General features: G+C 74.6%; 1 protein-coding gene (cut by a window edge). It reads left to right on the top strand.

What is annotated here, in order from left to right:
- Nucleotides 1-15475, top strand: partial view of an SDR family NAD(P)-dependent oxidoreductase gene (locus tag ACIRST_RS17425; RefSeq protein WP_402803001.1) — the 3' portion only. Its footprint begins 14996 nt before the window's first position; 15475 of the gene's 30471 nt are visible here — the last part of the coding sequence; the start codon falls outside the window, past its left edge; it ends in the stop codon at nt 15473-15475.

The raw sequence follows: 15475 nt of genomic DNA, 5'->3' as shown, positions 1-15475 counted from the left end.
CGACCTGGCCAGCGCGGGCACCGATCCGGTGCCGGCCGACGGCACCGAAGCCCGCCCGCACACCTCCGACGAGCCGATCGCGATCGTCGGCATGGCCTGCCGCTACCCCGGCGGCGCGGCCACACCCGAGGAGTTGTGGCGGCTGCTGGTGGACGGCGTCGACACCGTCACCGGACTGCCGACCGACCGCGGCTGGGACATCGAGCACCTCTACGACCCCGAGCCCGGCAAGGAGGGCCACAGCTACACCCGCCTCGGCAGCTTCCTGCACGACGCCGGCGACTTCGACCCCGGCTTCTTCGGGATCTCCCCGCGCGAGGCCCTCTACATGGACCCGCAGCAGCGGCTCCTGCTGGAGACCTCGTGGGAGGCGCTGGAGCGGGCGGGCATCGACCCGCTCTCCTTGCGCGGCAGCCGGACGGGCGTCTTCGCGGGCGTGATGTACCACGACTACGCGCTCAACACGAACCCCTCGGGCACCAGCGGTGGCAGCGTCGTCTCCGGCCGGGTGTCCTACACGCTGGGCCTGGAGGGCCCGGCGGTGACCGTCGACACCGCGTGCTCCTCCTCGCTCGTCGCCCTGCACCTGGCGGTCCAGGCGCTGCGCAGCGGCGAGTGCTCGCTGGCGCTCGCGGGCGGTGCGACCGTGATGTCGACGCCGGGGATGTTCATCGAGTTCTCGCGGCAGCGGGGGCTGTCGGCGGACGGCCGGTGCAAGGCGTTCGCGGGCGCGGCGGACGGTGTGGGCTGGTCGGAGGGCGTCGGCGTGCTGCTCGTCGAGCGGTTGTCCGATGCGGAGCGGAACGGCCACCGGGTGCTCGCGGTGATCCGTGGCACCGCCGTCAACCAGGACGGCGCGAGCAACGGCTTCTCGGCGCCGAACGGACCGTCCCAGCAGCGGGTGATCCGCCAGGCGCTGGCGAGCGCCGGGCTGTCCCCGGCGGACGTGGACGCCGTCGAGGCCCACGGCACGGGGACGACGCTGGGCGACCCCATCGAGGCGCAGGCGCTCCTCGCGACGTACGGGCAGGACCGTGAACTGCCGCTGCTCCTCGGCTCGATCAAGTCGAACATCGGGCACGCGCAGGCGGCGGCCGGTGTGGCCGGCGTGATCAAGATGGTGCTGGCGATGCAGCACGGCGTGCTGCCGAAGTCGCTGCACATCGACCGGCCCTCGCCACACGTCGAGTGGTCGGAAGGCGCGGTCGAGCTGCTGGCCGAGGCGCGGGACTGGCCGGCGACCGGCTGTCCGCGCCGGGCGGGCGTGTCCGCCTTCGGGATCAGCGGGACCAACGCGCACGTGATCGTGGAGCAGGGCCCCGAGTCCGTCACCGAACCTGCTGCTGGTGGGCCGGACTGGGGCACGCTGCCGTGGCTGCTCGCCGCGGCGACGCCGGAGGCCCTGCGGGTACAGGCCGAGCGGCTCGCGACCTTCGTCGGCGCGCGGCCGGAGCTCGACGCACTGGACGTCGCCCACTCGCTCGTCGCGACGCGTCCGGCGCTGGAGCATCGCGCGGTGCTGCTCGGCGCGGACCGGGAGGAGCTGCTGGCCGGGCTGGACGCGCTGAGCCGGGGCGAACTCGCCCCGGGCGCGGTCTCGTCCGCCCGGGCGGGTGGCGCGACGGCGTTCCTGTTCTCCGGCCAGGGTTCGCAACGGCTCGGGATGGGGCGGGAGTTGCACGCCAGGTTCCCGGTGTTCGCCCGGGCCTTCGACGAGGTGTGCGCGGCGCTGGAGCTGCCTCTTCGGGAGGTGGTGTGGGGCGATGACGCGGAGCTGCTGAACCGGACGGAGTACGCCCAGGCCGGGTTGTTCGCCGTCGAGGTGGCGCTGTACCGGCTCGTCGAATCGCTGGGCGTGCGCGCGGAGTTCCTGGCCGGGCACTCGATCGGTGAGGTGGCCGCGGCGCACGTGGCCGGGGTGTTCTCGCTGGAGGACGCCTGCACGCTGGTGAGCGCTCGGGGCCGTCTGATGCAGGGCCTGCCCTCGGGCGGCGCGATGCTGGCGGTGCAGGCGACGGAGGGCGAAGTCCGGCCGTTGCTGGGCGAGTCCGTGTCGATCGCGGCCGTGAACGGACCGACGTCGGTCGTGGTCTCGGGCGCGGAGGACGCCGTCGCGGCGATCGAGGAACAGTTCGCCGACCGCCGGACGACCCGCCTGCGGGTCTCGCACGCGTTCCACTCGCCGCTGATGGACCCGATGCTGGAGGAGTTCCGGGCCGTCCTCGACGGTCTGACGTACCACGCTCCTTCGATCCTGCTGGTCTCCAACCTGACGGGCGCCCTCGGCGAGGACGTCACGACGCCCGACTACTGGGTGCGCCACGTCCGCGAGGCCGTCCGCTTCGCCGACGGCATCCGGACCCTCCACGAGGCCGGCGTGCGCCGCTACCTCGAAGTCGGCCCCGACACGATCCTGTCCGGCCTGGTGCAGGGCGTCCTGGACGACCCGACGGCCGCCGGCGCGTGCGTCGTGCCCACCCTGCACGCGGACCGGGACGAGGAGACGAGCCTGGTCGGCGCGCTCGGCCGGCTGTACGCGGCCGGCGCCGAGGTGGACTGGTCCGTCCTCTTCGCCGGCACCGGAGCCCGGACGGTGGAACTGCCCACCTACGCGTTCCAGCACCGCCGGTTCTGGCTCGACGCGACGACCCCGCTCGGCGACCTGGGCGCGGTCGGCGTGGGCGCCTTCGCGCACCCGCTGCTCGGCGCGGCCGTCGACCTGTCCCACACGGACGGGTTCCTCCTCACCGGCCGGGTGTCGCTGGAGTCCCACCCGTGGCTGGCCGATCACCAGGTCCTGGACACCGTCCTGGTGCCGGGCGCGGCGCTGGTCGAACTCGCCTTGCGGGCCGCCGCCGAGGTGGGCTGTGAGTCGGTGGAGGAACTGACCCTCGCCGCACCGCTGGTGCTTTCGGAGCGGGGCGCTGTCCAGCTGCACGTGCGGGTCGGTGGCCCGGACGCCTCGGACCGGCGTGCGCTGGCCATCCACTCGCGGCCGGACGGGGATCCGGACGCCGGGTGGGTCCAGCACGCAGCCGGTGTACTCGCCCTCGGCGCTCCCGAGACGGGTACGTTCGACGCTGAGGTCTGGCCGCCGGTCGGCGCGGAGCCGCTGCCGGTGGAGGGTGCGTACGAGCGGATGGTGGAGGCCGGGTTCGGCTACGGCCCTGTGTTCCGGGGCCTGCGCGCGGCCTGGCGGCGGGGCGACGAGCTGTTCGCCGAGGTCGTGCTGCCGGAGGGCGTCGAGACCGACGGCTTCGGCGTGCACCCGGCGCTGCTCGACGCGGCTATGCACGCCGCGATCCTGGCCGGTGGCGAGCGGGAGACGATGATCCCGTTCGCGTGGACCGGTGTGACCCTGTCCGCCGTCGGCGCCTGCGCGGTGCGGGTGCGGATCGTCCGGCTCGACGGCGGCGGGCTGCGGCTCGACCTCGCCGATCCGGCGGGCGGTCCGGTGCTGGCCGTGGCCTCGATGGTGGGCCGGGCGGTGTCCGCGGAGCAACTGGGCTCGGTGGACCCGCTCTACGGGATCGAGTGGGCGGAGCTGTCGAACGGGCCTGCCGCAGAGAGCTCCTGGGCTCGGTGGGAGGACGTGTCGAACTCCGAGGAGCCGACGCCCGACGTGGTCGTCCTCGACTGCGGTGCTTTCGCGGACCCCGAGGACGTCCCGAGCGGTGTCCGCGTGAATGTCCACGCCGTACTGGTGGTCCTGCAGGCGTGGCTGGCGGGGGAGCGGTTCGCGGCGTCGCGTCTGGTGGTGGTGACGCGGGGTGCGGTGGCGGTGGGTGCGGGTGAGCCGGTGGATCTGGCGCAGGCTCCGGTGTGGGGCCTGGTGCGGTCCGCGCAGGCGGAGAACCCGGGTCGGTTCGCCCTGCTGGACACGGACGGGGAGGTGCTGGTCACCGCCGAGCCGGAGTCGGCCGTGCGCGGTGGAGTCGTCCACGTGCCGCGGCTTGGCCGTCTCCCGCAGCCGGAGGGTCCGCCGCCGGTCGGTGCGGACGACACGGTGCTGATCACCGGCGGCACAGGCGGTCTGGGCGCGGTCGTGGCCCGGTACCTCGTCGCCGAGTGTGGTGTCCGGAGCGTGGTGCTGACGAGCCGTCGTGGTCCGGAGGCGCCGGGTGCGGCGGAGCTGGTTGCGGAGTTGTCCGCGCTCGGCGCGGCCGTCGACGTCCGTGTCTGTGACGTGGCGGACCGCGACGCGGTCGCGGCGCTCGTCGAGGCGGTACCCGGCCTGTCGGCGGTGGTCCACGCGGCCGGTGTCGGTGACAACGGTCTGGTCGGTGCGCTCACGCCCGAGCGCATGGACACGGTCCTGGCGCCGAAGGCCGATGGCGCCTGGTACCTGCACGAGCTGACGAGTCATCTCGACCTGACCGCTTTCGTGATGTTCTCCTCCGCCGGTGGTCTGGTGTTGACCGCCGGTCAGGGCAACTACGCGGCCGCGAACGTCTTCCTCGACGCCCTGGCCGCCCAGCGCCACGCCGCCGGCCTGCCCGCGACCTCGATGGCCTACGGCCTCTGGGACGTCGGCGCCGGCCTCGGCGAGCACCTCATGGAGCTCAATCGCAACCGCATGGCCGCCCAGGGTGTCCCGCCGCTCTCCCGCGAGGCCGGTCTGGCGCTGTTCGCCACCGCCCTGCGCAGCGAGCGCGCGGCCGTCGTCCCGATCCGGGTCGACGCCGCGGCCCTGCGTGCCCGCACCGACGAGGTCCCCGCGCTCCTGCGCGCCCTCGTCCCGGCCGCCCGCCGCACGGCGGCCCACGCTCCGGTGTCGGCTGCACCGGCCGACGCTCCCGCTGCCCGGCTCGCCGGGCTGACGGAGGCGGAGCAGCGGCGGACGGTCCTCGACCTCGTCCGGGCCCGGGTGGCGGGGCTGCTCGGCCACGAGTCGGGCGACGCGATCGAGCCGGACCGCGCGTTCCAGGAGCTCGGCTTCGACTCCCTCGCCGCGACGGACCTGCGCAACCAGCTCAACACCGCCACCGGTCTGCGCCTGCCCGCGACCCTCGCCTTCGACCACCCGAACGCCGAGGCCGTGACGGACCTCATCGTCGCCGAGCTCGGCCTGCGGAACGCTGCCGCCGGCGGCGAGGCGTCCCGGGCCGAGGCCGACCTTCGCGCCGCGCTGCAGTCGATCCCGACCCGCCGCCTGCGCGACGCGGGCCTGGTCGACGCCCTGCTCGACCTGGCCGACGACCGGGTCCGTTCCACCGACGCCGAGACGGACGTTCCGGTGGCGCCGGAGGTCCGCCACGACCCGATCGCGATCGTGGGCATGGCCTGCCGCTACCCGGGCGGGGTGACCACGCCCGAGCAGCTCTGGCAGCTGGTGACGTCGGGCGCGGACGCGATCTCCCCGTTCCCCGCCGACCGCGGCTGGGACCTCTCGACGCTCCGCACCGAGGACTCGTACTACACCCGCGCAGGCGGATTCCTCGACGGTGCCGCCGAGTTCGACCCCGGCTTCTTCGGGATCTCCCCGCGCGAGGCCCTCGCGATGGACCCGCAGCAGCGGCTCACGCTGGAGCTCTCCTGGGAGGCCCTGGAGCGTGCCGGCATCGACCCGACCGGCCTGCGCGGCACCCGCACGGGCGTCTTCACCGGCGTGATGTACCACGACTACCCGGGCAGCGACGGCAACGGCAGTGTCGTGGCCGGCCGTGTCTCGTACGAACTCGGCCTGGAAGGCCCGGCCGTCGCCGTGGACACCGCCTGCTCGTCCTCCCTGGTCGCCCTGCACCTGGCCGCCCAGGCGCTGCGTCAGGGCGACTGCTCGCTCGCGATCACCGGCGGCGTGACGGTGATGGCCACGCCGGGGGTGTTCGCCGAGTTCGGCCGTCAGGGCGCGCTCGCCCCCGACGGGCGGTGCAAGTCGTTCGCGACCGCCGCCGACGGCACGGGTTTCGCCGAGGGCGCGGGCTTCCTGGTCGTCGAGCGGTTGTCGGACGCGCTGCGCAACGGGCACCCGGTGCTCGCGCTCGTGCGCGGCAGCGCGGTGAACCAGGACGGTGCGTCGAACGGTCTGACGGCGCCGAACGGCCCGTCGCAGCAGCGGGTGATCCGGCAGGCGCTCGCCAACGCGCGCCTCGGCGCCGACCAGGTCGACGTGGTCGAGGCACACGGCACAGGCACGACACTGGGCGACCCGATCGAGGCCCAGGCGCTGCTCGCCACCTACGGCCAGGGCCGCCCCGAGGAACTGCCTCTCCTCCTCGGCTCGATCAAGTCGAACATCGGCCACACCCAGGCCGCGGCCGGTGTCGCCGGTGTGATCAAGATGGTGCTCGCGATGCACAACGGCGAGCTGCCGTCGACGCTGCACGTCGACGAGCCGAGCGACAAGGTGGACTGGTCGGAGGGGGCCGTACGGCTCCTGACCGAGCGCCGGGCCTGGGCGCCGGGCGAACGGCCGCGCCGCGCCGGTGTGTCCTCCTTCGGCATCAGCGGCACCAACGCCCACGTGATCATCGAGGAGGCCCCGGCCGCACCGGCGCAGGCCGCGCCCACGGATGGGCGAGGTGAGCCCGGGGCCGTCCCGTGGCTGCTGTCCGCCGCGACCCCGGAGGCCCTGCGGGCGCAGGCCGAGCGGCTGCTCGCGGCCGACGCCGCCGCCGACGCCCGTCCGATGGACGTCGCGTACTCGCTGGCGACGACCCGCGCCGCGCTCGAACACCGCGCGGCCGTGGTCGGCGACGGGACGGAGCAACTCCTGGCCGGCCTTCGGGCGGTGGCGGACGGCCAGGCGCCGACCGGCGTCGCCACGAGCGGGCGGGTGGCCTTCCTCTTCTCCGGGCAGGGCTCGCAACACCTGGGCATGGGACGGGAGTTGTATGCGCGCTTCCCGGTGTTCGCGGAGGCGTTCGATGAGGTGTGCGCGGCGCTGGACGTGCCCGTGCGCGAGGTCGTGTGGGGCGAGGACGAGGAGTTGATCAATCAGACCGCGTACGCCCAGGCGGGGCTGTTCGCGGTCGAGGTGGCGCTCTACCGGCTCGTCGAATCCCTCGGCCTGCGGCCGGAGTTCGTGGCCGGGCACTCGATCGGCGAGGTCGCGGCCGCGCATGTGGCCGGGGTGTTCTCGCTGGAGGACGCGTGCGCGCTGGTGGCTGCCCGCGGCCGTCTGATGCAGGCCCTGCCGGCGGGCGGCGCGATGCTCGCCGTGCAGGCGACGGAGGACGAAGTCCTTCCGCTGCTGGATGACTTCGTGTCGATCGCCGCCGTCAACGGCCCGCGCTCGATCGTCGTCTCCGGCACGGAAGAAGCCGTGGAGACGATCCGCGAGCACTTCGCGGATCGGAAGACGAACCGGCTGCGCGTGTCCCACGCGTTCCACTCGCCACTGATGGACCCGATGCTGGAGGACTTCCGCACGGTCCTCGACGGGCTGACGTACCAGGCGCCGTCGATCCCGCTGGTCTCCAACCTGACCGGCGGCCTGGCCGACGGCCTCCAGACACCCGACTACTGGATGCGCCACGTCCGTGAGGCCGTCCGCTTCGCCGACGGCATCCGCACCCTCCACGAGGCCGGCGTCCGCCGCTACCTCGAACTCGGCCCCGACGCCGTCCTCACCGCCCTCACCGCGAGCGCGCTGCCCGACGGCGAGGCCGAATCGATCCCGGCGCTGCGCCGCGGCCGCGACGAGGAGCGCACCGTCGTCGAGGCCCTGGCCCGCCTGCACGTGCTCGGTGTGCCGGTGGACTGGTCCGGCCTCTACGAGGGGACGGGCGCCAGCCGGATCGCCCTGCCGACGTACGCCTTCCAGCACCGCCGCTTCTGGTCGGACGCCTCGGCGTTCTTCCCCACGGCCGAGTCCGTCGGGCTCCGGAACGCCGAGCACCCGCTGCTCACCGGTGCGCTCGAACTGGCCGGTTCCGCCGGGCTGGTGTTCACCGGCCGGCTGTCGACCCGGTCGCACGGATGGCTGGCGGACCACGTCGTCATGGGTTCGGTCCTGGTGCCGGGCACGGCGCTGGTGGAACTGGCCGTGCGTGCCGGGGACGAGGCCGGCTGCGACCTCGTCGAGGAGCTGACCATGGCCGCACCGCTCGTGCTGCCCGAGGACGGGTCCGTCCGGATCCAGGTGCGTCTGGCCGAGCCGGACGAGTCAGGCCGCCGCGCGGTCGGCATCCACTCCACTGCGGACACCGGTCCGGATCCGGTCTGGACCCTGCACGCGAGCGGTGTGCTGGGCTCGGGCGCGGTGCCGGCCGACTTCGACGCCTCGGTCTGGCCGCCGGCCGGTGCCGAGCAACTGGACCTCACCGGGCTGTACGAGGGCCTGGCGGAGGCCGGGTTCGGGTACGGTCCGGCGCTCCGGGGGCTGCGCGCGGCCTGGCGCCGCGGGGACGAGGTCTTCGCGGAGGTCGCCCTGCCCGAGGGCACGGAGGGCGCGGGCTTCGGCCTACACCCGGCGCTGTTCGACGCCTGCCTCCACGGCTTCGCCCTCGCCGGGTCCGGCGAGAGCGACGGCGTGCCGTTCGCTTGGGAGAACGTGGCGCTGCACGCCTCCGGGGCGCCGGCGGTGCGGGCGCGCCTGACGCGGTCCGCCTCCGGCGCGCTCTCGCTCGCGCTGGCGGACGCCGACGGCAGGCCGGTGGCCTCGGTCGGCGCGCTGACGGTGCGCCCGATCGCCGCCGAGGAGACGGCCGCGGGCTCGCGGGTCGGCCGGGACGAGCTCTTCCGGGTGGACTGGGTGCCGGTGAGGGTTTCTGCCAGCGCGGAGTTCGTGGAGGTCACCTCGCTCGCGGAGGTACCGGCGGACGTCCCGCCCGTCGTGGCGCTCGCGTCGGCGCCCGGCGAGGTGCACGCGCGGACGGCGTGGGCGCTGGAGGTGGTGAAGGGCTGGCTGGCCGAGGAGCGTTTCGCGGCTTCCCGTCTGGTGTTCATGACGCGCGGCGTGGTGGCGGGCGAGGACCTGCCGGGCGCTGCGGTGTGGGGTCTGGTGCGGTCGGCGATGGCTGAGGAGCCGGGCCGGTTCGGCCTGGTGGACCTGGCGGGGGAGGAGGAACTGCCGCCCGCTGCCCTGGGCCTGGACGAGCCACAACTGCTGGTTCGCGACGGGGAGATCCTTGCGGCCCGACTCGCTCGCACCGAACCGACGGCCGACGCGACAGCGTGGCCGGGCGAGGAGACGATCCTGATCACCGGCGGCACGGGCGGCCTCGGCCGTCTGGTCGCCCGGCACCTCGCGGCGCAGCACGGCGTGCGCAGCCTGCTGCTGGTCAGCCGTCGCGGCGCGGACGCCGAGGGCGTCGATGTGCTGCTTGCCGAGTTGGCGGACCTCGGCGCGGAGGCCGTCGTCGAGGCCTGTGACGTGGCGGACGAGGTCGCCGTGGCCGAACTGTTCGCCCGGCACGAGATCCGCGCGGTCGTCCACACGGCCGGCGTGCTCGACGACGGCGTGGTCGGGTCGCTGACCCCCGAGCGCCTCGCCGCCGTCCTGCGCCCGAAGGCGGACGCGGCGTGGAACCTCCACCGGGCCACCGAGGGCCTCGATCTGGACGCTTTCGTCCTGTTCTCGTCGATGGCCGGCTCGTTCGGCAGCGCGGGCCAGGCCGCCTACGCGGCGGGCAACGCCTACCTGGACGCGCTGGCGCTGCACCGGCGTTCGCTCGGCCTGCCCGCCGTCTCGCTGGCCTGGGGCCCGTGGTCCGACGTGGCCGGCATGACCGGCACCCTCACCGACGTCGAGCGCGAGCGGATGACCCGCGCGGGCGTTCCGCCGCTCGCCCCGGAGAACGGGCTGGCGCTGTTCGACGCGGTCGCCACCGGCGTCGAGCCGGTCGTCCTCCCCGTCCGGCTCGACCTTCCCGTCCTCCGGGACCGGGGCGACGTCCCCGCCCTGCTGCGCGGCGTCGTCCGGACCCCGGTGCGCCGGGCGGCCACGGCCCCCGCCGCGGTCGACCTGACCCGGCGGCTGTCGGGCCTTGGCGCGGACGAGCGGGGTGCGGCCGTCCTGGACCTGGTGCGCGACCAGATCGCCGTGGTGCTGGGCCACGACGGCCGGTCGACGGTGGACCCGTCGCGGGCGTTCCAGGACCTCGGCTTCGACTCGCTCACGGCGGTCGAACTGCGCAACCGGCTGCGGACCGTGACCGGTCTCCAGCTGCCGGCCACCGTCGTGTTCGACTACCCGACCGCCGACGCGCTCGCACGCTTCCTGCTGGAGAGCCTGTTCGGCGCCTCGGAGCCGGTGGAACTCCCCGCGGCCCTGCCCGTGCCCTCCGGCGACCCGATCGTGCTCGTCGGGATGGCCTGCCGCTACCCCGGCGGCGTGGCGTCGCCGGAGGACCTGTGGCGGCTGGTGGCCGACGGCGTGGACGTGGTGTCGGAGTTCCCGGCCGACCGTGGCTGGGACGTCGAGACGCTGTACCACCCGGACCCCGACCACACCGGCACCTCCTACACGAGGACGGGCGGGTTCCTGCGGGAGGCGGCGGCGTTCGACGCGGCGTTCTTCGGGATGAGCCCGCGCGAGGCGCTGGCGACGGATGCGCAGCAGCGCCTGCTGCTGGAGACCTCGTGGGAGGCGTTCGAGCGGGCCGGGATCGACCCGGTGTCGCTGCGCGGCAGCCGGACGGGCGTCTTCGCGGGCGTGATGTACGCCGACTACGCGAGCCTGCTGGGCGGTGGTGAGTTCGAGGGGCACCAGGGCAGTGGCAGCGCGGGAAGCGTGGCCTCGGGCCGCGTCTCGTACACGCTCGGCCTGGAGGGTCCGGCGGTGACCGTCGACACGGCGTGTTCCTCCTCCCTCGTGGCGATGCACCTCGCGGCGCAGGCGCTGCGCAGCGGTGAGTGCACGCTGGCCCTCGCGGGTGGCGTGACGGTGATGTCCACCCCGGCGACGTTCGTCGAGTTCTCCCGGCAGCGAGGTCTGGCCGCGGACGGCCGCAGCAAGGCCTTCGCCGAGGCGGCGGACGGCGTGGGCTGGGGCGAGGGCGTCGGCATGGTCGTGCTGGAACGGCTGTCGGACGCCCGGCGCAACGGTCACCGGGTGCTCGCGGTGCTGCGGGGGAGCGCCGTCAACCAGGACGGTGCGTCGAACGGCCTGACGGCGCCGAACGGGCCGTCGCAGCAGCGGGTGATCCGGCAGGCCTTGGCGAGCGCCGGCCTGGCGGCGGCCGACGTGGACGCCGTCGAGGCACACGGCACCGGGACGACGCTGGGCGACCCGATCGAGGCGCAGGCCCTGCTCGCCACCTACGGGCAGGACCGTGAACTGCCCCTGCTGCTCGGCTCGATCAAGTCGAACATCGGCCACGCCCAGGCGGCGGCCGGTGTCGCGGGTGTCATCAAGACGGTCCTTGCCATGCAGCACGGGGAGCTCCCGCAGTCCCTGCACATCGACCAACCCTCCTCCCACGTCGACTGGACGGCCGGGGCCGTGGAACTGCTCACCAAGCGCACCCAGTGGCCGGCCACCGGCCACCCGCGCCGCGCGGGCGTGTCGTCCTTCGGGATCAGCGGCACCAACGCCCACGTGATCCTGGAACTGCCCGAGCCGACGGAGACGGAGACGGAGACGGAGACCGAGACCGCGCCCGGCCTGGTGCCGTGGGTGGTGTCCGCGAAGTCGGAGGCGGCGCTGGACGCACAGCTCGCGCGACTCGCGGACGTCGACGAACTCCCCGACGCAGACGTGGCTTTCACCCTGGCCGGTCGGTCGGGTCTGCCGCACCGTACGGTGCTCGTGGACGGCGTGGAGGTGGCCCGAGGGGTCGCGGCCGAGGGAAAGACCGCGTTCCTCTTCTCCGGCCAGGGCTCGCAACGCCTTGGCATGGGACGGGAGTTGTATGCGCGCTTCCCGGTGTTCGCGGAGGCGTTCGATGCGGTGTGTGTGGCGCTGGACGTGCCGGTGCGCGAGGTCGTGTGGGGCGAGGACGAGGAGTTGATCAATCAGACCGCGTACGCCCAGGCGGGGCTGTTCGCGGTCGAGGTGGCGCTCTACCGGCTCGTCGAATCCCTCGGCCTGCGGCCGGAGTTCGTGGCCGGTCACTCGATCGGTGAAGTCGCGGCTGCGCATGTGGCTGGGGTGTTCTCGCTGGAGGACGCCTGTGCGCTGGTCAGTGCTCGTGGCCGTCTGATGCAGGCGCTGCCGGCCGGTGGCGCGATGCTCGCGGTGCAGGCGACGGAGGATGAAGTCCTTCCGCTGCTGGATGACTTCGTGTCGATCGCCGCGGTCAACGGCCCGACCTCCGTCGTCGTTTCGGGCGCGGAGGAGGCCGTCGCGGCGATCGAGGAGCAGTTCGCCGACCGCCGGACCACGCGCCTGCGGGTGTCCCACGCGTTCCACTCCCCGCTGATGGACCCGATGCTGGAGGACTTCCGCACGGTGCTCAGCGGGCTGACGTACCGGGCGCCGTCGATCCCGCTGGTCGACAACCTGACCGGCGGCCTGGCCGACGGCCTCCAGGGGCCCGAGTACTGGGTGCGCCACGTCCGAGAGGCGGTCCGCTTCGCCGACGGCATCCGGACCCTGCACGAGGCCGGCGTCCGCCGCTTCCTCGAACTCGGCCCCGACGCCGTCCTCACCGCCCTCACCGCGAGCGCGCTGCCCGAGGACGCCACCGTGGCCGTGCCGGCGCTCCGCAAGGACCGCCCCGAGGAGGCGACCTTCCTCCAGGCCCTCGCGGGCCTGCACGTCCACGGCGCGAAGGTCGACTGGCGGGCCCTGCTCGCCGGGGCGGGCCGGCACCTCGCCGAGCTCCCGACCTACCCGTTCGAGCACCGGGAGTACTGGCCGACCGGTCTGCCCGCCGGCCGGGGCGCCGAGTTCGCCGGGCTCAGGAACGCCGAACACCCGGTGCTCACCGGCTCGCTGGAGCTGGCGGACAGCGACGGCCTCCTGTTCACCGGCCGTCTGTCGGCGCGGACCCACCCGTGGGTGGCGGACCACGTCGTCCTGGGCTCGGTGCTGGTGCCGGGCACGGCGCTGGTCGAGCTGGCCGTCCGCGCCGGCGACGAGGTCGGCTGCGACGTCGTCGAGGAGCTGACGCTCGCGACGCCGCTGGTCCTCCCGGGGACGGCCGCCGTGCAGCTCCAGGTCGCCGTCGGGGTGCCGGACGACGCGGGCCGCCGGCCCGTGACCGTGCACTCCCGGCCCGCGGCCGGGGGTCCGTACCCGTGGACCCTGCACGCGAGCGGCGTGCTGGGCACGGGGGCGGCACCGACGGCGTTCGACGCCTCCGTGTGGCCGCCGGCCGACGCCGAGCAGGTCGACCTGACCGGCCTCTACGACGGTCTGGCGGAGGCCGGGTTCGGGTACGGCCCGGCGTTCCAGGGGCTCCGCGCGGTCTGGCGCCGCGGGGAGGAGCTTTTCGCGGACGTCTCCCTGCCCGAGGGCGTCGAGGACGGCGCCTACGGCCTGCACCCGGCCCTGTTCGACGCCTGCCTGCACACGCTCGCCGTGGGCGGCGGGCTCGGGGAGGGCGGTGCCGGGGTGCCGTTCGCCTGGGGGGACGTCGCGCTGCACGCCTCGGGAGCGTCCGCGCTGCGGGTCCGGCTGGCGCCGTCGGCGTCCGGCGGGCTGGCGCTTACCGCGGCCGACGTCGAGGGGCGGCCGGTGGCGTCGGTGGGCTCGCTCATCGTCCGGCCGATCGCCGCGGAGCAGCTCGGTGCCGCCGCCCGTCCGGCCGGCCACGATGCGCTGTTCCGCCTCGACTGGGTGCCGGTGCAAGTACCGGTGCAGGTACCGGCCGACATGGAGACGGCGTTCGTCGCCGTCGAACCGAACGCGCAGGCGCTGGCCGAACTGACCGAGCGGCCCGACGTCCCGTCGGTGGTGCTCACCGAACTCCCGTCCGGTGGTGCCGAGTCGGTACACACCCGGCTGGCCGTCGTCCTGGACGTGATCCGGACGTGGCTCGCGCACGACGAGTTCGCCGCCTCGCGCCTGGTGTTCGTGACGCGGGGCGCGGTGTCCGGCACCGACCTCGCCGGCGCCGCGACCTGGGGCCTGGTGCGCTCGGCGGCCTCGGAGGAGCCAGGCCGGTTCGGCCTGCTCGACCTCGCCACCGCCGAGACGGAGCTTCAGCCCTCCGCACTTACCGTCGACGAGCCGCAACTGCTCATCCGCGACGGCGAGTTGTTCGCCGCCCGGATCGTCCGGGAGGAGGCCGGGACCGAGCCGCCGACCTGGCCCACCGAGGGTTCGGTGCTGGTCACCGGCGGTACCGGCGGTCTGGGCCGCCTGGTGGCCCGACACCTCGCCGCCGAGCACGGCGTGCGCAGCCTGCTCCTGGTCAGCCGCAGCGGCGCCGCCGCCGACGGCGTGGCCGAACTGGTCGCCGACCTGGCCGAACTCGGCGCCGAGACGGCCGTCGAGGCCTGCGACGTCGCCGACCCGGCCGCCGTCACGGCGCTGTTCGCCCGTCACGACATCCGCGCCGTGCTGCACACCGCGGGCGTCCTGGACGACGGGACGATCGGCTCGCTCACGCCCGAGCGGGTCAGCGCCGTCCTGCGGCCGAAGGCGGACGCGGCGTGGAACCTCCACCGGGCCACCGAGGGCCTGGACCTCACGGCCTTCGTCCTGTTCTCCTCCGCGGCCGGGACGCTCGGCAACCCCGGCCAGGCCAACTACGCCGCCGCCAACGCGTTCCTGGACGCGCTCGCCCGCCACCGGCGCTCCCTCGGCCTGCCCGCGGTCTCCCTGGCCTGGGGCCCGTGGACCGGCACGGGAGGCATGACCGGCGCCCTCACCACGGCCGAGGCCGAGCGCCTGACCCGGGCAGGGATGCCGCCGCTCACACCGGAGCTGGGGCTGGCGCTGTTCGACGTTGCCACGGCCGGCAGGGAGCCCGTCGTCCTGCCGCTCCGGCTGGACCGGGCCGCCTTGCGGCAGCGCGGCGAGATCCCCCCGCTCCTGGGCGGCCTGGTGCGGATGCCGGTGCGGCGCGGCTCGGCCGCGGGCGCGGACGGCGGGCCGGGCGGCGGCGCCGAGTTCGTCCGGCGGCTGTCCGAGCTGCCGCGGGCCGAACGGCGCGAGGCGCTGCTGGAGGCGGTCCGCCGGCAGGTGGCCGCGGTCCTCGGCCACGCCGAGGTCTCCGGGGTGGACCCGCAGCGGGCCTTCCAGGACCTCGGGCTGGACTCGCTGACGGCCGTGGAGCTGCGCAACCGCCTGGGCTCGCTGGTGGGTCTGCGGCTGCCGGCCACCCTCGTCTTCGACCACCCGACGGTGGCGGAACTGGCGGAGCACCTCTTCGACCGGCTCGGCCTGGCGCCCGAGCCCACCGTCGGACCGGCCGTGCTGCTGGCCGAACTCGACCGCCTGGAGCAGGCCTTCGGGGAGACACAGGCCGACGAGGAAATGTTCGACCGGGTCGCCGCCCGGCTGGAGGTGCTCCGCGCGAAGTGGCTCGCCACTCGCAGCGCATCGACCGAACCGTCCGGCTCCGGGGCATTCGACTTCGAGTCGGCCTCGGACGACGAGATGTTCGACCTCCTGGACAACGAGCTGGGCCTGCCCGACTGA

The organism is Kitasatospora sp. NPDC101447 (genome assembly GCF_044767225.1).
Lineage (GTDB): Bacteria > Actinomycetota > Actinomycetes > Streptomycetales > Streptomycetaceae > Kitasatospora.
This window is presented reverse-complemented; position numbering and strand designations above follow the sequence as displayed.